Origin of the sequence: Paenibacillus peoriae, assembly GCF_022531965.1 — a bacterium.
GTDB classification, from domain to species: domain Bacteria; phylum Bacillota; class Bacilli; order Paenibacillales; family Paenibacillaceae; genus Paenibacillus; species Paenibacillus polymyxa_D.
The window spans coordinates 1,382,773-1,403,223 of sequence record NZ_CP092831.1 but is presented as its reverse complement, the minus strand read 5'-3'; the positions used below and the strand labels follow the sequence as shown (position 1 = coordinate 1,403,223).

Annotated in this window: 18 protein-coding genes and 1 riboswitch; of the genes, 2 read left to right on the top strand and 16 right to left on the bottom strand. The window is 47.6% G+C overall.

Annotated features, from left to right (window positions below; all coding sequences use genetic code 11):
- Window positions 1-565: 565 nt before the first annotated feature.
- The 7 genes from MLD56_RS06280 to MLD56_RS06250 all read right to left on the bottom strand — a co-directional run bounded on the left by MLD56_RS06280 (window position 566) and on the right by MLD56_RS06250 (window position 7,423).
- A complete protein-coding gene (locus MLD56_RS06280) occupies window positions 566-1,828 on the bottom strand; it encodes a hypothetical protein (protein ID WP_029516211.1) in 1,263 nt (420 codons plus the stop codon).
- Window positions 1,815-3,158, bottom strand: a complete 1,344-nt coding sequence (locus tag MLD56_RS06275) for a flippase (RefSeq protein ID WP_029516210.1) — start codon at window positions 3,156-3,158, stop codon at window positions 1,815-1,817. Before MLD56_RS06275 ends, MLD56_RS06280 begins: the two co-directional genes overlap by 14 nt.
- 78 nt (window positions 3,159-3,236) lie before the next feature.
- Entirely contained in the window at window positions 3,237-4,226 is a 990-nt protein-coding gene (gene gmd / locus MLD56_RS06270; RefSeq protein WP_029516209.1) for a GDP-mannose 4,6-dehydratase, read from the bottom strand.
- Window positions 4,227-4,247: 21 nt separating this feature from the next.
- Window positions 4,248-5,186, bottom strand: a complete 939-nt coding sequence (gene fcl, locus MLD56_RS06265; RefSeq protein ID WP_029516208.1) for a GDP-L-fucose synthase — start codon at window positions 5,184-5,186, stop codon at window positions 4,248-4,250.
- 36 nt (window positions 5,187-5,222) lie between these two features.
- Complete coding sequence (locus MLD56_RS06260) at window positions 5,223-5,921, bottom strand: sugar transferase (protein WP_029516207.1); 699 nt, start codon at window positions 5,919-5,921, stop codon at window positions 5,223-5,225.
- Between the two features lie 85 nt (window positions 5,922-6,006).
- The gene (locus MLD56_RS06255; RefSeq protein WP_029516206.1) at window positions 6,007-6,693 is read right to left on the bottom strand and encodes a CpsD/CapB family tyrosine-protein kinase; all 687 of its coding nucleotides are present in this window, start codon (window positions 6,691-6,693) and stop codon (window positions 6,007-6,009) included.
- Window positions 6,674-7,423 (bottom strand): YveK family protein, encoded by a 750-nt coding sequence (locus MLD56_RS06250; RefSeq protein WP_029516205.1) that lies wholly within the window; start codon window positions 7,421-7,423, stop codon window positions 6,674-6,676. Before MLD56_RS06250 ends, MLD56_RS06255 begins: the two co-directional genes overlap by 20 nt.
- 326 nt (window positions 7,424-7,749) lie before the next feature.
- Between MLD56_RS06250 and MLD56_RS06245 the strand changes: the two genes are divergently transcribed.
- Window positions 7,750-8,118, top strand: coding sequence for a helix-turn-helix domain-containing protein (locus MLD56_RS06245; RefSeq protein ID WP_025720479.1), 369 nt, complete (start codon window positions 7,750-7,752; stop codon window positions 8,116-8,118).
- Between the two features lie 53 nt (window positions 8,119-8,171).
- On the opposite strand, the gene MLD56_RS06240 is transcribed toward MLD56_RS06245, so the two are convergent.
- The 4 genes from MLD56_RS06240 to MLD56_RS06225 form a co-directional block, all read right to left on the bottom strand.
- Window positions 8,172-8,354 carry a hypothetical protein gene (locus MLD56_RS06240; protein WP_029516204.1) on the bottom strand — a complete coding sequence of 61 codons (183 nt, stop codon included), beginning with the start codon at window positions 8,352-8,354 and terminating at the stop codon, window positions 8,172-8,174.
- Between the two features lie 309 nt (window positions 8,355-8,663).
- Complete coding sequence (locus MLD56_RS06235; RefSeq protein ID WP_029516203.1) at window positions 8,664-10,961, bottom strand: PD-(D/E)XK nuclease family protein; 2,298 nt, start codon at window positions 10,959-10,961, stop codon at window positions 8,664-8,666.
- A 48-nt stretch (window positions 10,962-11,009) separates the two neighbouring features.
- Complete coding sequence (locus MLD56_RS06230) at window positions 11,010-12,611, bottom strand: glycosyl hydrolase (RefSeq protein ID WP_029516202.1); 1,602 nt, start codon at window positions 12,609-12,611, stop codon at window positions 11,010-11,012.
- Window positions 12,612-12,624: 13 nt separating this feature from the next.
- A riboswitch (cyclic di-GMP riboswitch) is annotated at window positions 12,625-12,705 on the bottom strand.
- A gap of 155 nt (window positions 12,706-12,860) precedes the next feature.
- Entirely contained in the window at window positions 12,861-14,237 is a 1,377-nt protein-coding gene (locus MLD56_RS06225; RefSeq protein WP_029516201.1) for a sugar phosphate nucleotidyltransferase, read from the bottom strand.
- A gap of 49 nt (window positions 14,238-14,286) precedes the next feature.
- Between MLD56_RS06225 and MLD56_RS06220 the strand changes: the two genes are divergently transcribed.
- Window positions 14,287-14,613, top strand: a complete 327-nt coding sequence (locus MLD56_RS06220) for a hypothetical protein (protein ID WP_152526688.1) — start codon at window positions 14,287-14,289, stop codon at window positions 14,611-14,613.
- Window positions 14,614-14,810: 197 nt separating this feature from the next.
- Here the strand turns inward: MLD56_RS06220 and MLD56_RS06215 are convergent, their stop codons facing one another.
- Genes MLD56_RS06215 through MLD56_RS06195 form a run of 5 tightly spaced genes read right to left on the bottom strand, consistent with a single transcriptional unit; the run spans window position 14,811 to window position 20,432 of the window.
- On the bottom strand, window positions 14,811-16,139 hold the full coding sequence (locus MLD56_RS06215) for a UDP-glucose dehydrogenase family protein (protein WP_029516200.1): 1,329 nt from the start codon (window positions 16,137-16,139) through the stop codon (window positions 14,811-14,813).
- A 5-nt stretch (window positions 16,140-16,144) separates the two neighbouring features.
- Window positions 16,145-17,245 carry a glycosyltransferase gene (locus tag MLD56_RS06210; RefSeq protein ID WP_029516199.1) on the bottom strand — a complete coding sequence of 367 codons (1,101 nt, stop codon included), beginning with the start codon at window positions 17,243-17,245 and terminating at the stop codon, window positions 16,145-16,147.
- Window positions 17,246-17,273: 28 nt separating this feature from the next.
- Window positions 17,274-18,422 carry a glycosyltransferase family 4 protein gene (locus MLD56_RS06205; RefSeq protein WP_029516198.1) on the bottom strand — a complete coding sequence of 383 codons (1,149 nt, stop codon included), beginning with the start codon at window positions 18,420-18,422 and terminating at the stop codon, window positions 17,274-17,276.
- Entirely contained in the window at window positions 18,419-19,606 is a 1,188-nt protein-coding gene (locus tag MLD56_RS06200) for a glycosyltransferase family 4 protein (RefSeq protein ID WP_029516197.1), read from the bottom strand. Before MLD56_RS06200 ends, MLD56_RS06205 begins: the two co-directional genes overlap by 4 nt.
- Window positions 19,593-20,432, bottom strand: a complete 840-nt coding sequence (locus MLD56_RS06195; RefSeq protein WP_023987421.1) for a glycosyltransferase family 2 protein — start codon at window positions 20,430-20,432, stop codon at window positions 19,593-19,595. Before MLD56_RS06195 ends, MLD56_RS06200 begins: the two co-directional genes overlap by 14 nt.
- Window positions 20,433-20,451: the final 19 nt, after the last annotated feature.

The following is a 20,451-nucleotide window of genomic DNA, read 5'->3' as shown; positions in this document are numbered from 1 at the left end:
CCGCTGCTGACCACCGTGTCCATAAAGTCACCCCATTTAAAAAAAGGGAATGCTGGGTATGAAGTGCCCTCGCTGCGTGGATACGCGAGCAAATGCATGCAGGGCGCTGACCTCGTCGAACAGCTTGTGAGCTTGGTACGGTTATGGCAAGCTCACAAAACAACATGGAACTACTACCGCTAGCTGACCAAGATGCCTTAACTATGGCTAGACTGTCGCCTGTCCAGATTGTTATCCACCGGACCCTGTCACCCTGACAGAGAACTGTACAGAGCATTAATTACGCCGGGATGCATGCCCGGCATAGAAGTTCTAGGCGATAGGGCGAAGCTATCACCAGGCGGCTTTTACCTTCCCCACCCAATAGGCTGGGGGAAATTCTTTTTGGCGGCGGTGGGTAGCGGAGGGTAAGGATTTGAATCTGGAGAAGCGGCAGCGTTCGCCTTTGACGAGGGATTCCGCCCTTTTACAGGGCCTATTCAATCTAGGGAATCCCTCGTCAACAGCGATCGGAAGATCAAATCCGTCCCGCAGCGGACTTCCATCCACAAAAGTCGCTCCAGGATCAAATCCGTCCCGAAGCGGCCTCCCCCCTCCAACTTGAATGTTCCCGTTGCCTCTCCTCCGTCATCTGCATATTAAAATGATCTGCCCCTTTGAGCTGGGCAGCTGCCATATCTGCCACTAGAGTTACACTCGATTCCATCGGCACAAAGCGGTATTTGTAGGCTGTAAGCCGATGGTCGGTTTCGTGAAATAAAATATCCTGAGCGTAATTCCCCCATCGGTCCTTGGGCATCAAATCAATGGTCATACCGGCATGCGCAGAGGGCAGCAGCATATTAGAGCCGTGGATGCCGATCACTAATCGGCTGGCTGCATATACCTTGCAGACCCGCAGCTCACTTTCCCGGTCGAAGCGTGTGACACGCTCATCAGAAATCCATGCCGGGAAGCTCCCGGTACGCCCAAGTCCAGCGACTGTAAAGCGATGATCCGGGAAGCTTTCTCTCAGCCTGCGGAACAGCCGTATGATTTTACTGCGCTGATGATAAATTAGCGGTTTTAGCCCACGTTTGAGCTGCGGAAATTTCTGTACCGCTCTTGCGATATGATGGCTGCCGCTCCACAAGCGGTCTTCCCTCCATACGAAGGTAATGCGCGGCTCCGGTTCACGATCCTCGTTATAACGGGAGACACCTGTAAACTGCTCAATATCAAACTGATTGGGATGTGAATACGCCGGGCTGACATACACCTCATCAAAACGCATCAGTTCCTCAATCATCCGATGATGTAGTACAGGATAAAAGTTTCGTGCCCTGCTGAACGGCACATCAACCGTCCAAATTTCAGACACATATGCTGGCACCATCCACTCCAGCGACTTTTGCACAATGACGATGATGCCCAGGTCCGGCGATTGCTCGTATTCGCGTTGCACATTGAGCAGCTTGAGCAAAGCATGACCATACAAATAATCCATTGTGTTGACGATGATTACACGTGTAGAAGCTTTCATTTTATGCACGGTCATGCCGACTGCTAAGTCATAGGAAGGATTCATCAACGATTGTCGCAAAGGTTCTCCGAGCCATTTTCTCGACTTCGCATCACCGGTCAGAATATAGTCAGGCATTTCTACACGATAAGGTGAATACGTGGCATGACCGACCCTCATGTCCTCAAGATACTCGCGTCCGCACCCCTCACACACAGTGCTGACACATACATGGATTCCCTGCCACAGCACCTCTCCACCACGTACCTTACCTCCACAATGCGGGCACTGTTCCTCATGCCGAACAAACGGTTTAATGGGTATCATGATTGTTCTCTCCAACTTTCGGTACTGTAATATGAACACGCCAGAAGGTCAGGATGGACTTCATCATCCAACCCAAATTAGATTTAACTTCCTTAAACAACAAATCTAATAGAAATACAGATATCGTAAAGGACAAAATCGTCGCCACTAACGACCCTCGGACACCAAGCAACGGGATTAGCGCGTAATTGAAAGCGATATTCGTGACCGCCCCCACCACCGAGGTCAGCAGCGTGTATCTGAACAAATTTTCATTGGTAATAAACAAGCTTTTAGCAACACTGAAGTTGGTGAAAAACAGACGAATCGCGAATAGAGACAACAGCGAACCTGCTTCGGTAAATTCTCTCCCATACAGCACAACCACTACCCATTGGGATAGAAAAAATAAAGGTATCGAGGTCACAAGAAAGCATATAAACATCAGCCGATACACCTTGGACAATGTCTGTCTGTACTCGTCGCTTCCTTTCTGCTTGGAACGCGTCACCACCGGAGCATAAGCCGTTGTCAGAACGACCGGAATGAAGCCCAACACTTCGATGAGTCGGAGTGCAACGGAGTATTGCCCAACCGCAGCGTTTCCCAGCAGTTCACCGATAATGACTTGGTCGATCCGTGCCTGTACATATACAGCGGAGGATGACAGTATAAGCGGCCAGCTGTGATTCATGATTCGCCGAGCTGTGGCTAAACGGAACGTCCATTGGTTCACGCGTCGTCCTTCCTTACGGAAGAAATACAGCAGCAGTAGGCTTCCCAACAGAAACTCTCCATGAGCACACAACGCCACCATCCATATCGGAACACCCGATAACAACAGAATGATTTTGACAGTGGAGCCGAGAACAAAAGCGGTATTCTTGGCAACAACCGTGTATTTGGACAGCATCTGCGCACGAAACCAGTAGTCGATGATATCAAACAATTGAAATACCGAGGCCGTAGCCAAGATCAGATTGATCAACCGCACCGAACTGTCTTCCGGTCTGAGTAGTGAAATGAAGGAATAGGACAGTACAATGGCTATCAGAGTACCTAACAATTTCAACAGAACCGCCGTACCCAATAGCTCATGCTCATCCTTGGGGTCTTTGACAAGATCGCGTACTAATATAGAATCAAAGCCAAGGGTCGTAAAAATCAGAAACATCCCGAAAAAGGATTCCGCATAATTCCACTTTCCCAGTTCCTCTGGTCCCAACACTCTCGCCATGATGATGCTGACTGCCAGGCCGAACACCATGCGAATCATTTTGTCACCGAACAGCCAGGATGTATTCACCAGCAAACTTCTGCGCGGTTTGGCGCGTTTTTCGACTAATGTCATAGGTTTTACTCCATCTTGAAAAATGACCTTGCGTACAGCGAAGAGACCCCCCGCTCAGGCGGATGGCCTCTCCATCTCTTACACGACGACAGAAGCTTCAACTGCAGCCTGCCTTTTTACCCGCTCCAAGTCTGTATCCACCATCATACGAATGAGCTGCTCGAAGCCTACTTCCAATCGCCAGCCCAGCTTTTCTTTCGCCTTGGCACAATCGCCGAGTAATAGATCTACCTCTGCCGGACGGACAAATTGAGGATCGATCACGACGTAATCCTCATAATTTAAACCTACATGGGAAAAGGCAATTTGCAGCAGTTCACGCACAGAATGCATTTCTCCCGTGGAAATGACGTAATCATCCGGTTGATCCTGCTGAAGCATCAGCCACATCGCCTTTACATAATCCCCTGCAAAACCCCAGTCTCGCAGTGAATCCAAATTTCCCATGCGCAGCTCTTGCTGCAACCCCAGCTTGATACGAGCTACCGCATCCGACACTTTACGCGTTACAAATTCCAATCCTCGACGTGGGGATTCGTGATTGAACAGAATGCCAGAGCAAGCAAACATATCAAAGCTTTCACGATAGTTCACTGTAATCCAATGGCCGTACACTTTGGCAACACCGTAGGGACTACGTGGGTAGAACGGGGTCGTTTCTGTCTGCGGTGTCTCCAGCACCTTACCAAACATCTCGCTGCTTGACGCTTGGTAAAAGCGCGCTTCCGGTTTGGCAATTCGAACCGCCTCCAGCATATTGGTGACAGATAATGCTGTAATCTGCCCTGTAGCCAACGGCTGCGGCCATGAGGCCGCTACGAAGGATTGAGCAGCCAAGTTGTAGACCTCATCCGGGTCGGACTGCCGAACGGCTTCAATCAATGAAGCCAGATCGGTCATATCACCGGAAAGCCAGTGGATGTCATTCTGGATATGCGCTACATTTTCAAAGTTCGGTGTGCTGGTTCGTCTGCGCATCCCGTACACCTCATAATCTTTGGATAGCAGCAATTCAGCCAGATAGGACCCGTCTTGCCCGGTAATTCCTGTGATCAGCGCTTTTTTCATTCCAATTCCCCCACCGTTTTTTTATTGTTCAACCAGATCCAGACCTTGAAATGCCTGATACACAGACTTTAATCCCTCTTCTAGTGAAATACGCGCCGACCAGCCCAGCCCGGAAATTCGGGATACATCTACCAACTTACGCGGCGTTCCATCAGGAGCGGAGGTGTTAAAGGTAATTTCTCCCTCATAGCCGACTACATTCTTCACTCGCTCAGCCAGCTCACGAATGGAGATATCCTCACCTACGCCGATATTTACAATTTCATTTCCCTCATAATTGTTCATTAGGAATAGACAGGCTTCAGCCAAATCATCAGAATGAAGAAATTCTCGCCGCGGCGTACCAGAACCCCATACTTCTACAGTCGGAGATTGATTCAGCTTGGCTTCATGAAACTTGCGGATGAGCGCAGGCAACACATGAGAAGTCTGGAGATCAAAATTGTCGCCCGGACCGTATAAATTCGTCGGCATCACAGAAATAAACCGGGTTCCATACTGACGGTTGTAAGACTGACACATTTTAATCCCGGCAATTTTAGCAATCGCATAGGCCTCATTAGTAGGCTCCAGTTCACCCGTGAGCAGATATTCTTCCCGTAACGGCTGCGGAGCAAATTTAGGATAGATACAGGTAGAACCTAGGAATAATAGCTTACTTACATTTGCCCGGTATGCCGCATCAATCACATTTGTTTGTATAAGCAGATTGTCACGGATAAAATCAGCCGGATATTCGTTATTCGCCAAAATCCCACCAACCTTGGCCGCTGCCAAAAATACATAATCCACAGGCTCTGTTTCAAAAAAATGATCTACTGCCTCTTTATTACGTAGATCCAGCTCACGGCTTGTGCGAGTAATAATATGACGGTAACCCTCTTCCTGAAGCGCTCGGACAATAGCGGAACCCACCAGTCCGTGATGCCCTGCTACATATATGTTGGAATGAAGATCCATACTTATCCCCTACCTTCTTCGTGAAAATGAAAGACTTTAATACGCATCCTTGGAGCCTAGCAGCACACGAAATGTTTTCAGCATAATAATCATATCTGTGCGGAAACTGCGTCTGGATATGTACTCCAAATCCAGTTCTACCATCTGGTTAAAGCTTAGATGATTACGGCCGCTGATCTGCCATAAACCAGTGCAGCCCGGTGTAACCGTCAGACGCAGCTTATCCCTCACTGTGTAATCATGGACCTCTCTTGGCAATGGGGGTCTGGGTCCTACCAGACTCATCTGCCCACGCAGTACATTGAACAGTTGTGGCAACTCGTCGATGCTCGTTCTGCGAAGAAAGCGACCCACACGGGTAATTCGGGGATCGTCCCGCATTTTGAACATCGCACCCTCAATTTCATTTTCCACCAGCAGTGCAGATAATCTGGCTTCGGCATCAGACACCATGGAACGAAATTTGATCATGCGAAACGGCCGCTCATTTTTTCCAATACGTACTTGATAAAATATTGCACTTCCTTTGGGGTCCTCCAGCTTAATCAGCAAAATGACAAGCAGAAATACCGGGCATAGCACGATGATTCCAATGAAAGACAATATAATGTCCATGCTTCGCTTCACGAACGGGTATACGTTCCATCCTTGCCGCCGTTCAAGCCCATGAGCGACCGAATAAACATCCACTGACGCACCCCGCACTTCGACCTCATTCGAGCGGGAAGAAGACACGTCTCATCACCTCGCTCCTTATTAATAAGTATTATTTATACACTGTTAAAAGAATTTTATATACTCTCATTTTCCTCCTTTTTATTCATGTCAGATTGCGTTCCTCCATCCCCCGCTCGACACGGGTATTCGAACGCTTCACATTATTAAGTACTACGCCCAGAATGCGCGCCTTTACTCTTTCCAAATTCGCTTTTGCTTTCTTGACGACATCCTTTTTGACCTTCCCTGCCTGCACCACCAGAATGACTCCGTCACACATGGCGCTTATAATGAAGCCATCCGGAAAGGACAGCAACGGCGGTGTATCCATTAGGATCACGTCATAATGTTCTTTCAGCTCAACCAGCAGAGCATTCATTCTGCGGGAACTGAGCATCTCGGACGGATTGGGCGGGTTCGGTCCGGCTGTAATTGCATGCAGATGGTCAATCCCGGTTTCTTGAACCACATCCTGCCATGCCTGTTGATTGGCAAGCACCCGTGTCAGCCCTGTATGATTACGCAAACCAAACATATGGTGCAAGGAGGAACGGCGCAGATCCATATCCATAATCAGCACCTTTTTCCCCTCTTGCGCATAGGTTACAGCCAAATTGCTAATTGTGACCGTTCTGCCTTCACCCGCCTGAGCGGACGCCACCATCATAACCTCAATCGGCTCGTCTATAGAAGAAAACTGGATGTTAGTGCGAAGCATGCGGTACTCCTCCGAAACGGAAGACTGAGCATGTAGGGATGTAACGAGCTGATTATTGATTAATCGCGGCATATTGCCCTTCACCTACCTGTTTAGGAGTTGTAGTGGAGCTGTCAGAGCGTTTATCTTCTTTTTTCATTTTCGTAATCAGGGCTAGGGTAGGCAGACCGAGTTCTATTTCAATATCCTCTTCATTCTTAAATGTATCATCCAGTACCTCCAGCAGAAACGCCAAGCCTATTCCCAACAATAAAGAGGTGGCAAAAGCAATAAATATCTGTATAGTGGCATTACTGTTCACGGGAACTGCTGGATCATTCAGACTGGCTTCGCTTAGGATGGTGACATTGTCCATTTTCATGATAGAGGGGATTTGCCGTTTGAATACTTTGGCTACCGCATTGACGGTTTTCACAGCCTTCGTATACGATAAATCGCGGATTGTTACATCCATGACCTGTGAATCACCTGCGGTGTTCACTCTTAATTTTTGCGCCAATGCTGACGGAGTGACCTTAAGATCGGGGAAGCTGGCGACCACCTGATCCATAATCGCCGAGGAGATCATAATTTGCTTATAGGAGTTCGTTAAGGCTATATTCGTTTGAACTACACTGTAATCGACGACACCTGCACGATCCGGTCGTGGCGTCTGGTTGATAATGAGCTTTGCGGTAGCTTCATAAATCTGCGGGGTAAAATACATATTTTTTATGCCCACTACAGTACATACTAGCAGTACGATGCTACCAATCAACCACATTCTTTTACGGATCAAACGGATGTACTCTTTCAACTGCACAAGACCAGTCCTCCCTGATTGACTTGTTTTCGATGCAATAACGCTTGTACTGATCCTCTGCATAACGGGGAAAAGAACGGTGCATGACCCTCTAATCTATAGTAAAATGTTGTATAATAGCGCATAGAAGGTCTAGCCAGCGAATAAGCACAAAATGCTCATCATCGGTGGCCTCTTAGGGTATATAAACGAAGACATCAGTGAAAACTATTAAATAAAGATACGTTATGTAACTCACATAACTAATTTATGATACAAAACGTATCTTGTCAAGCGTAAACTTGCTTTTTTACCTTTCTTAACCTTGCCTTCAGGAGGAAAAACGGATGAATTATGGCACCCGCATCGCTGAATTACGAGAACATAAGGGATTAAAACAAGAGGAACTAGCACAATCCCTCGGAATTACGCGGGCAGCTCTTTCTCACTATGAAAAAAATAGGCGCAAGCCAGATTTCGAGATCCTGACCAAGCTCGCTGATATTTTCGGGGTAACGATTGACTACTTGGTGGGACGTACGAGCCATCCGGCGGCAATATTGGATTCAGATGTGAGGGAATTTGTGGACCAGCTTGAACTGTCCGATGAGGATATTCTGCAACGTTTCAACCTGACCATTGATGGACGCACCTTGTCTGAGGAAGAAGCCAAACGTTTTATTGCATTTGTCCGAATGGAACGAATGATGGAATAAAGAAAGCGGCCGACTGCTTCACGTCTCGCTCAAGTAAGACCAGCCGTTGGAATTTACACGCGCTTGTCCTTCCGGTATGTGGTTCCATCCGCGTCGCTTTCTAGCCATTCTGGCATCGTGAACCCACATTGGAGCAAAATGTCCCGGATGTCCAAGTGGATGGCAGCTTTGTCTGCTTTCTGTACGTTGTTTTGAAAAAGAGGGTTGTTCCCCCCTAATTCTGTCTCCTTGTTCATTCAGCACTAACCTCACTTTATTATTCTTGGTCACCGGAAAGAAATTTCCCACAAACCTTGTATGTATAGTCACGAACAAAACTATTATATATGAATACACACCTGCAATGTTGTCGTCTTATGACGAGAATAAAAAAGGATTTTCTTATTTTTTTCTTCATTATACGTAAAGTATTGGCAAATCAGAACGATTTTCCAACAAAAAAGAACCTGTCAGGTCCTATTTTCTCCTGATAGGTTCTTTTTTGTTTTATTTCGAAATGATGTTAGGTATTCGAACTCTAAGGTCCTATATGCATTCCGATCTGATTAAGCGGCCTCGGCTGCCTGGGAAACCTGAGTACCTCCGGTCGCTCGGACTTTGTAGACATAGTGGCCTCCGGCTTTTACCGTGCGGTCTGTATACGTGCTTCCCGCTACTTGCGAGGCAATCACCTGATAGGCCCCGTCGGTTCCGTCAGCACGCAGCACATCATAGGAAGATACGCCTTCTGCCTGAAGCCAATTAATCTCTACCGCCCCATCCTGAACAGAGGCAGCCTTCACCCCTGTTGGAGCTGAAGCTGCGGTCTGATCTGTACTTTTTAATTCCAAAATATATTGTACCGCTTCGCCAGGACCCAGCTTTTCTTCAAAATCAAGGGCAGGAGAAGCCTTGAGCCCTGATATGGAACGCTGTGCCTGACTGTAAGTGGAACCCGCTCCAAAACGTTCACCCGTGTACAAACCGGCATTCGGCATTGTCACCCGTACACGAACGGTCTGCGTGGTGGATTCGAAATTCACTAGATTCACCAGCAATTTGTTTGAAGTAGCGCCGCTACCTGCCAGCGGTTTAAGCTTGGACGTATCCACCGCACGCACATACACCATTTTATCCTTGGTATCCTCTGGATTCAGCACTGTATAAGTCAGAGGTTTTCCATGGGTGGCATAGGCTAGACTCAAGCGTCTCATGATCTTAACACGAGTGTCCTGTCCCTGCCCGAACGGATAAATTTCTGTGTTGGCCGGGTTATGACTTTGCAGATCGAAGCCTGTTTTAAACAGCGTATAATCTTTATAAAAAGCAGCGTGCTGGATAAACATATCGGCAAACCCAATTTGTGAACGCATAATCCGGTCGAATGCGGCTGCTTGTGGCTGACTAGCCCCATAATCTGGATTATCTCGATGCGTATCATTGGTACCGAACTCCGTGTTCAGCATCTTCTTCGCCAGTCCGTCGCTCGAACCGCCGAAGGTTTTCAAATTTTGAATGAAGCTGCCCCCGCCCTCTTCATTATACGATTCACCGTAGGCGTGTCCGTTGGTCAGATCAGTGACTTCCTCCAGCTGTTTACGCTGCGCCGGGTCTCGCTCCCATCCATCCGGATCACCGCATTTTTTCGTACCTCCGGTTTGATTTTTGCACGCCTTGGTAGAGTACGTCGGCCAGTAGGCCCAACCCGGCGCTACCGTTTTGAGATGCGGTGCCAATTGCTTCCCTTCCGTATTCAACCACTTAGCTACAGCCAGATTTACCGCCTTGGAGCGATTAAATAATCCAGGTTCGTTATCTACTTCATAATATTGAAGATAAGAACCGTATTTTTTTACATAATCGCGCAACTTTTGCTTGGCCGTTTCTGGCAGAGAACCATCTTTTTGCAGCTTGATATCACCTGTATATAAATACAAAGCAGACGATTGCATATTATACTGCTTTAACGTTTGATAGTAATCATCCACGTCTGTACATGCCTTGCCCACATTGCTGGCACAGGTGACCCTCATGACATTGCCACTATAAGCAATTCCCAGCCATTTGAGAACGTATGGTAAATGCTTAACTGCACCCTGATCATAATAAAATTCTTTATTGTTCACATTTGTTCCGGTCAGTATATATTTACCGTGTACCGGTTCGGTCGCAGGTGAAGCTAACGTCTCCAAGCTCAAGTCATCCCAAGTCCACCACACATTTTTATCTTCTGCAGAGGAGCAGTATAGGCAGCGCGCTGTCTTTAGCTTGAGTACGTTAACACCGCTTTGCAATTGCTCTTTGGGTATATACAGCTCGTAGTTGTTTTTGAAATTATAAGCACTCCCAGTACCGGATACTCCGGCAATCTGAATAATACCGGACAGCTGTTGATTTGAAAATACAGCCATTTGTGGGACTGCTTTGCCCGCATCTAAAATCCGAACACGGAATATCATACCATTGGGAGGAATCTGATTCAGCTTATACTGGAGTGTCAGTTCAGGGTTCGTGGACGCATTCAAACCGGGAGGAATATCTCCACTGCTGAGCAATACCGGAACTGTTGTACTCTCTTCTGCTACCGACAACGCTGACATTGCTCCTTTAGCAGATGATTCGGTAGAGGCAGCTGCTGTAGAAATGTCGATATTATCCCTGCCGACCACACCTTTGAATTCCGCTGAAGAGTCATCCCTCTGCCCCAGCTTCCATACTGGACTGGCAGCTGCTACTTTATCCGTCTGCAATTCTGCGCTTCTTGAAGGCGTGTATATAAACCAAGCGATCATCGCTATAGCTACGATCGCTAGTAGTCCAGATAAAACTACTGTATACCTATGGGATAACCATTTTTTTATCATATGATCGACCCTCTCTCCTCAAATTTTTGGACCGGGAAAGAGTATTAATCAAGGAAGAAACAAAGCGTTTCCGGGAATCACCGCTTTCGCTTCATGCTGACTTTCCCACATTAGACGTGCCATCGCGTCGCCTTTTTCATCATAGTATTCTACTTTTAAATCTACCATTTTGCCTGCTTCCAAAGTCATACTGCCTTTACGCTCTGTCCAGCTTTGTTTGAACCAGCTGTCAATCACCAACTTGCCGTCTACCCATACACGGATACCATCATCGGATATCGTGGTGAACGTATAGGTCTCGCTATATTGCGGTTTGATTTTACCCGTCCAGCGAACCGAGAACTGATCGGCATTCACCTTAGGGTCAGCTGCATTGGCACGCCAGTTGTAGTCCAGCTTGCTATCTGTACGGATCAAAACAGGACTTCCATTCAAATTCATATTGTTAAAATATTCGCCACGCAACCCGTTCACATATACCACATCAGGAACAGAAGGAGGAGTCGGAGCTGGGGGAACGATCACTACTGGCGGAGCCGGGATAGGCTCACTTTGTCCCTCGTCCGGTAAGGTCGGTATATCTGTCCCAGGTGGTTGAATCGTTTCCAATCCATTCTTCACATCATCCCGCGTCAAACTCCTCGAATCATTCATATAATCCTGAATTTGATTTGTTGTGTTATTCTCAGTCAGCATCTTGCCCCAAGTCATGGAATATACCCATTTAGGTTGAGCCTGCAACACCTCAGAACTAGGCATCTCACCGTGCTCCCCAATGGCAATCGGCTTATTCCGTGCCAGCCCAAGCAGACCTTCGTAATGACTTTGCTTAAAATCATTGTTGTAAATATCTACTGCCAAGATGTCCACTCTGTCATCCCCCGGGTATTTCGGGGTGTACGGGACAGTATACGAATTGGGCGCATTCGGACTCCATACCCACAGCAGATTGTTCAATTGATGTGTGTTGGTAAAACGGTCGTACATGATATTCCATAGCTGATTGAAATTATTTTTGTTTCCCCACCAGAACCAGTCGCCATTCATCTCGTGGTAAGGTCTCCACAAAACCGGAACCCCTGCATCACGAAGCTGCTTTAACGATACAGCGACCTTATCCAGATCGGCAATGAGGAGGTTATACTGCGTAGTACCTGGGGTCACGTATTTGTTGAACTCTGTCTGACTTACTTTCGCCTGTACATTGGCCCAAGTCAGTGGCCTACCTGGTAGCGCTTCATGAAAAGTCATCGTCACAATACCACCGGATCTGTCCCAACGGATAGCACTATCGACGACATTTTTACGTTGCGCTGCTTCTGTAGCGTCAGATTGACCAGAGATAGCTCCCATCTCATAGCCGTGTACACCTACATATGCCTGACTGATTTTTTGGACCTTGTTACTTAATTCATCCGGACTTTCCAAATAATCATGCTGACCGGTGACTATTTTTTTCCCTGAGATGTTGAGTAAATAATTGTATAGTTCACGGGCCTGAATAGAAGCGTCCGAATTAACAGGTTGTAATGAAGCGGCATTCGCCACAGACAGAGAATCACCAAAACCGACGGGCAACAATGAAAAAAGTATAACAACGGGGAGTACATGACGTATCAGTCGATACAGAGGAATAAAATTGAATCTCACTTTCGCTCTTCCTTTCGGTAGCCAGGCTGCCATCCTTGTGGAAGGCCCTTTAGCTTTGCGTACCTGCCTTTCGACAGGGCTGCGTTTATCGTTGGAAGGAGTTTGGATTCCTTCTTACCCTAAGTATCGACTTTATTTTACCAAAATTTAATAGGTCATGTTCATGAATTTACAGGTTTTCGCCCAAATTCGACAGTTTGGGCCATGAATTTTCATGAATTTGTCTTTTTTTCGTTTTTACGAAAATAATTATGAGATAAATTGGTGACGGGAAATTTCATTCCAATCCATACAAAAGCGGACAATATCCTCTTCAACCAATTCAGAGCCAGTCTGCACCTCAATAAAATCCACATCGGTCACAGCCAAAATGCTATGCTTCGTCCCTTCAGGAATGCGGACTACATCACCAGCCTTTACTTTGTGTAGCTTCTCATTCAAAATAATTTCCGCTTCACCGCTAATAATGGTCCAGATTTCACTCCGTTTGAAATGAAGCTGGTAGCTGATATTTTTGCCTTTTCGTACGCGGATTCGTTTGGTCAATACCTCGTTACCCTCGTCATATTTGACATAATCCACAACCCGATACTGCCCCCAACGACGTTCTTCATACATTGGACGCTGATCATGAGCCTTGAGCACTTCTTTAATACGAGGACTTTCTGCCTTATTGGTCACAAGAATGCCATCCGGGCTAGCGGCTACAATCAGATCATTCGTTCCAATGATCGCCACAGGAATGTCCAACTCGTTAATAAGACTCGTATTGACGCAATCCTCCGTTACTACACCTCTGCCCACTTGTTGATTAGACATTTCTTCTGTGAGCGTATTCCAAGTACCTAAATCCTTCCAAAAACCATCATACGGAAGAACTACAATGTCCTTTTCCTTCTCGACTACTTCATAGTCAAAACTGATTTTTTCCAGAGATGCGTATTGCTTTTGCATTTCTTCATAATTCAGCGGCAATCCCTTGGATGCCAAGATATCCAGCAAATAACTTAATTTGAACGCAAAAACCCCGCAGTTCCATAGAGCATTGCGTTCAATCAGACGCTCCGCCTGCTCCCGGTCGGGTTTCTCTTGAAAATGGCTCACTTCGCGGTAGCCAGTGCTACCTTGGGTGGCATCGTTTTTCGGAATAATGTAACCATATTTCTCTGAAGGATAGGAAGGGACAACCCCGATTAATGCAAGCTTGCCTTCACTCTCCTGAAGCGTATGTTCCAGTTGGGCTACGGAGGCGAAGAAAGCATCCTCAACATAAGGATCTACAGGCAATATAGCTACAATTTCATCAGGTGAAACACCTGCAATGGAATATAAATAAGTCGCTGTCAGCGCAATCGCAGGAAAGGTGTCTCTGCGTTCTGGCTCAACAATGATACGCGTATTCGGCCCAACCTGACTCTGGATCATTTCGACCTGTGCTCTCCCTGTCGCAATAAACGAGGATTCTGATAATCCGTTGTCTCCCAATTGTCTCCATACCCGCTGTACCATGGATTCCGAAGTCCCCTCCGGGCTCTCCAGTACCTTCAAAAATTGTTTGGAACGGGAATCGTTGGACAAAGGCCATAATCTTTTACCGGAACCACCAGACAAAAGTACGAGCTTCATAACTCTCCACTTCCTCTCTATAATGTATGGGTGATCGGATGGGGCAGGGTTGAGTAGTCCGCTACGGGCTGGATTTGATCTTACGATCGCTGTTGGACCGGGATTCATTCGATTATATAAAATCGTATATAGGTTTGAATCCCGGTCCAAAGGCGAAAGCTATCGCTTCTCCAGATTCAAATCCACCCCTGCGCTACTCAAAAATGCATCATGCCGATCATACCGTTTATTGCAAAAGGCGCGACCGGACATTATTAAGTCCGGTCAGCCTGTTAGCGCTCACGCGCTCGGCCCAGCCGCGAGGCGCTTTGATCGGAAGGAGCGGCATCAACCGCGCCGCTCCTTCCGATACGCCCTTCCTACTCCCATCCCATAAGGTGGGAGTTTAAAACTGTGACTCCACGGCGGAAAGCAGCGGAGCGGGCAGAATTGTTCTGAAGAAGCGTCAGCGTTTGCCTTTACCCCCGGATTTTAACCTTTGAATGTTTTACACAATCAAGAAAATCCGGGGGTAACAGCAATCGGAAGAACAATCTGCACGCGCAGCGCCTCCCCCACCACCACAGTCACTTTTTAAACTTCCACTTTATCTCTGTTCCACCCACTCATCCGCGGACGACCCACGGAATAGTATTCCAGCCCGGAGCCTTGAATCTGTTCCTCGGCGAATACGTTACGACCGTCAATTAGAACCGGTTTGCGCAGAAGGGAGGCCAGTTGTACGAGATCGACCTTTTTGAACTCTTCCCAATCGGTCAACAGGCACACAGCGTCGCTACCTTCGGCGGCTTGCTGTGGGGATGAGCACCACACAATATTCGGGTGATCCACGTGCTCCTTGAATTTATCCATCGCAATGGGATCATACAGTTTGACAATTGCGCCTGCCTGAATGAGTGTTTCTACGATTTCCAGTGCTGGAGCTTCGCGGATGTCGTCTGTATTTGGCTTGAAGGCGAGGCCCCAAATGCCAATCGACACACCGTTCAGTTGACCCAGCGATTCACGCAGCTTGGATACAATCATAAAGCGCTGGTCGGTATTCACCTCGACCACCGATTTCAACAACTTAAATTCATAGTCTACATTACCCGCAATTTGGATAAGCGCATTTGTGTCTTTTGGAAAGCAAGAGCCACCATACCCGATCCCTGCTTGTAGGAAAGAGGAGCCGATCCGTTTGTCCATACCCATGCCATCAGCCACACAGGTTACATCGGCGCCAACCTTTTCGCAAATATTAGCGATTTCGTTAATGAACGAAATTTTAGTTGCCAGGAACGCATTTGACGCGTATTTGATCATTTCAGCACTACGGATATCCGTCACATAGATTTTATCCGTGAACACCTGATGCAGAGTGACCATTGTTTCACGCAATCCAGTATTGTCCAAACCAATAATGATGCGATCCGGATGAAGCGTATCATTGATGGCTGAGCCTTCTCTCAGAAACTCCGGCGCAGATACGATATCGAAAGACAAACTCGTGTGACGAGCCAATACGTCCTTAATCTTTTCGTTCGTTCCGACAGGTACAGTACTCTTGGTCATAATAATCTTATACCCGTTCATGGCTTTCCCAACATCAGCAGCCGCCTGTTCAATGTAGGACAAGTTCGCCTCGCCGTTAGCCAGAGAAGGCGTACCTACCGCCAAAATGACGATATCCGAGCGGCGTACCGCATCAGCCAAATCCGAAGTAAACTCCAATCGACCTGCTTCCAGATTCAGCGCGATCAATTCCTCAATACCCGGTTCATAAATCGGAGATTCTGCCCGGTTCAACATGTCGATTTTGTACTGCTCCAGATCGACACAAATCACCTCATTACCTTTTTGCGCAAAACATACACCCGAGACGAGCCCAACGTATCCAGTACCAATTACAGCCAGCTTCATTCCGTTCATCCTCCTTTTAGAAAGTTCACATAGGCTTGTTCTACATACTTTTTCAGTTGATCCTTGAAGTTATCTTCATCAAATTTGCGGGCATGGGTAATGATATCGTCCACATTCCATGCATGCTGCTCGACCTTTGCGACGGCCTCTAGCACATCCTCTACTTGATGCTTGCGGAAAAATACGCCGTTCACATGAGGAACAATCGTATCCAGCGCTCCCCCACCCTGAAAAGCGATGACAGGCCGTCCGGCCGCATTCGCCTCCAAAGGCGTAATACCGAAGTCCTCTTCGCCCGGAAAAACGAGCGCTCGGCATTCTGCCATCAGCTTGTTAACCTCTTCGTCCTCAAGCCTGCCGAGGAACTCAATGTTCGGGGCAGCCATACCTTCGAGTCGTTTACGATCTGGTCCTTCACCCACAATGCGCAGCTTGAGACCGTTACGTTTGAATGCTTCGATCGCGAGATCGATGCGCTTGTAGGACACCAATCGGGATACGATCAGGTAATAGTCACCGATGTTTGTAGCGCGTTTAAAACGGGATGTATTAATAGGTGGGAAAATGACATCCGAATCCCTTTGGTAATAGTGCAAAATTCTTCTTTTAACAACCGAAGAGTTGGCGACAAACTGGTCTACGTTGCGCGAAGTTTTGGCATCCCATGTTTTCAACCGGTTCATGTACAGCTTTAGCATGTTTTTGAGCAGGTTGGATTTGGACTGCCGGGCCATATATGTATCGTAATCCCAGGCAAACCGCATCGGTGTGTGACAATAACAAATGTGAAACGTATGTTTGGGTACCTGGATGCTTTTCATAAATGCACTGCTGGAGCTTAAAACAATATCGAAATCCCTAAAATCAAAATCACGGATAGCGATGGGATATAGCGGCAGCACTCCTTTGAAGTTGGCCTTCACTCCTGGGACTTTTTGTAGCCAAGTGGCTCTAATATCCGCATCTTTCAAGTTACGCGACAGGCGGTCGTCGCTGAACACCGTTGTGAAGATAGGAGCCTCCGGATACATATCGTGGAATACCTCTACTACCCTTTCCGCTCCGCCCATTTGGATTAAGTAATCGTGTGCTATCGCTATTTTCATCTAAATCATCCTTTAACGCGAATGTCGGTCAGACTCCTGCCAACAAACCCTTATAGTAATGAACTATATCCTTAACTGTGTTCTCGATGACAAAATGCTTCTTGACCCGTTCCATCCCTCTCTCACCCATCTGCTGACGTTCCTGTGGATGCTCCAACATCCAGCGGATGGCTTCTTCCAGCTTAGCCGGGTCACCCGGTTCAATAAGTAGCCCGGTTTCATGGGGTACCACCGTTTCCTTGGGTCCACCCTCATTGGAAGCAATCACTGGGAGACCAGCAGCCATGCCTTCAATAATGACCTGACCGAATGGTTCTGGTGTAATAGAGGTATGAATCAGTAAATCACAACGCTGCATCAGGCCTTGAATGTCATCGACGTGCCCCAGCAGATTGACATTAGCCAACCCGTATTCGCGCATCGTGGACTCTAATCGTTGCTTGTATTCCTCTTCTCCGAACAATGCATCTCCAGCCAGCCAGAATTTCACGCGCTGATCTGGTAAAAAGGAACGTGCCGCTTCCAGTAAAATATGTTGTCCCTTCCATTCCGCCAATCTGCCGACCAATACGACGTTAAACGAGTCATCACCACGTGAATGCGCAGCCGTGTCACGTGCTGTAATTGCTTTGGCAAAAGCGGAATAAACGACGAGCGTCTTTTTGTCCGGGGGTAACTCCAATGCACTCAGCGTGGACTTGGAATTGGCAATCACTCCGTTGGGCAAAAAGCGGGACATCAGCCGAATCCCTTTGGCTACAATCGGCTTCAGATACGGCGGACCGATGTGATCACGGATATGCCAGATCAAGGGCAGCTTCGCCGATTTGGCAGCTACTGTACCATACAGTGCAGACTTGAGCGAGTTCGTGTGAACGCACACGACCTTTTCCTCACGCAGCAAGGGCGCAAGTTTTCTACCGTATGCCAGCAAACGAAAAGCTGCTGCAGGCGCACCTAGATTCACGGCGTTCCGTCCCCGATTGCGAATCGAATCGTCCAATGGAACGATGCGCACATCAATATCACGCTGCCGAAGCCGATCTGCCAAATCGCCCTCCTCTGCCAAAATAACGAGCGGGTCGATATGTTCCCCGATATTCGTCAGTATGTTATACAAAGCGACTTCGCCGCCGCTCCATCTTGCCGTATGGTCAATATAAGCTACTCTCATCATTTCGCCGCCGCCTTTCTGTCAAGGACCTGTCGGAACACCTCTTCCACCTGCTCCGCTACATGTCCCCATGTATATCTGCTCAGGACATGGTCCCGGCATTCCCTTGCATTCGGTAGAAGTTCACGATGATCCAGCACACGCAGCAACCCTTCAGCAATGGCTTCACTGTCCGTTCCCTGGAACAATAGCTCGGGACGGAATCCCCTTAAAATTTCCTTGCTACCGCCCACAGGAGTGGCCAGCACTGGCAGTCCCGAAGCCATTGCCTCCACCGTGATCAGACCGAAACCTTCCAGCGCCTGTGTAGGTACGACGAACAAATTCGATGCTTGGTGGTACAGTGGAAGCTCCTCATCCGACACATAACCGAGCAGCCTTACATGGTTATGAAGATTGTATTCCGCTACCTTGGAAGCCAATTCCTCCATCAAGGGGCCCTTCCCTCCAATCAGCAGCAGATGATCAGGATGACGCTCGGTTACTCGTCGCCATGCTTCGAGTAGCTGTAGCAGTCCCATTCGATTAACAAGACGACGAACGGTTAGCACAATCGTCGCGTTTTGCGGCAAATTCAGACGCTCTCGTACTGCTCCCCGATCCTCTGCTGGGTGGAACCTTTCTACATTCGCCGCTCCGGGAATAATGTGAATTTTGCTGAGTGGAACCTTATAGTGCTCATGCAAAATATCCCGAAAAGTCTCGCTTAGCACTATAAATTTATCCGACAGACCGTAGGCCTTCATTTCAATGGATTTAGCCAACGTCGTTTTTAGAAAATGCTTGATACCCTGTCCTTCAATCTTCATTTCCTCCGTCCACGGTCCGTGAAAGGTGGTAACTACCGGGATTCCTCTTTTTTTCGCCTCCAGCGCTGGCCCGACACTATAGGGAGCAAAATGGGAATACAATATATCCATCGGTTGCTTGTCGAACAACTCTGCTGCATATTTTTGCATTAGCTCCCGGCGCTTCCAGATGGATTGCTGCTTGCTGCCAATCGTATGAATCCGAATACGGTCGGGTGCTTGCGGCTGCTCGTCACTACAGATTAGAGCATCCAACGTATTGCGCTCTAACGTAAGCTGCTCACAGATCGATTGGAAATATGTGTTGAGGCCTCCTGGCTGCAAAGACGGCCAGCTCAACCCCGTTGCCGCAATACGAAATCCGTTATTGTACGACATAGCTGGTTTCTCCTTTCTGCTCGGTATGTCCGTCATCCACGATTTCTATCTTTTTTCGCCGCTTGGTTAGCTCATAATGCTTGAAGCAGACGAGAAACTCATACATCACCCAGAAAACGGCTACGGCAAAACCCGCCAATCCCTTGCGGTATAAGCCTTGGACAAAATACTTCTGCACAAAGCGGGCAGGAGGCCGCCACAACAGTCTGGTAATCCGAAAGGATCTTCCTTTGTTAAACGCCGTCTCTGCTTCCAGATCTGTATATTTATTAAAACGGGTCATATGATCACTGATGCTGCGGAAGCCGTAGTGCCATAACACACCCTCCAGATTGACAATCTGGGAAGAGGCTACATCCGGCATTTCATGAACAAGACTATTCGTAATGCCATAAATACGACGATTGTACAAACGAACCAGATATTCGCCTTTATTCATCCATTTGCCGAGAAAATCACCAATCCGAAATACGGAATATGCTTTGGCCGGATCGTGGAGCGTTTCTTTTACTTTCAACAAATCTCCAAGCAACTCTGCATCCACTACTTCGTCCGTATCAATCAGGAATATCCAATCAAATTCCGCTTTTTCAACACCAAACATGCGCTGCTTGGCATAACCGGGCCACGGGTTAGAAAACACCCGACAGCCCAAGGATTCAGCTACCTGAATCGTATTGTCCTTGCTCCCTCCGTCAATGACGACGATATCGTCCGCAAAGGGCTTGCAGGATTTAATGGCGGCTGTGATTCGAGTGCCATCATCCTGAGCGATAATAACTACGGATATCCGGTTGTCCGCGGGAACGCTAGACATGTGGTTCATTAGCGGGTGCCTCCTTCTT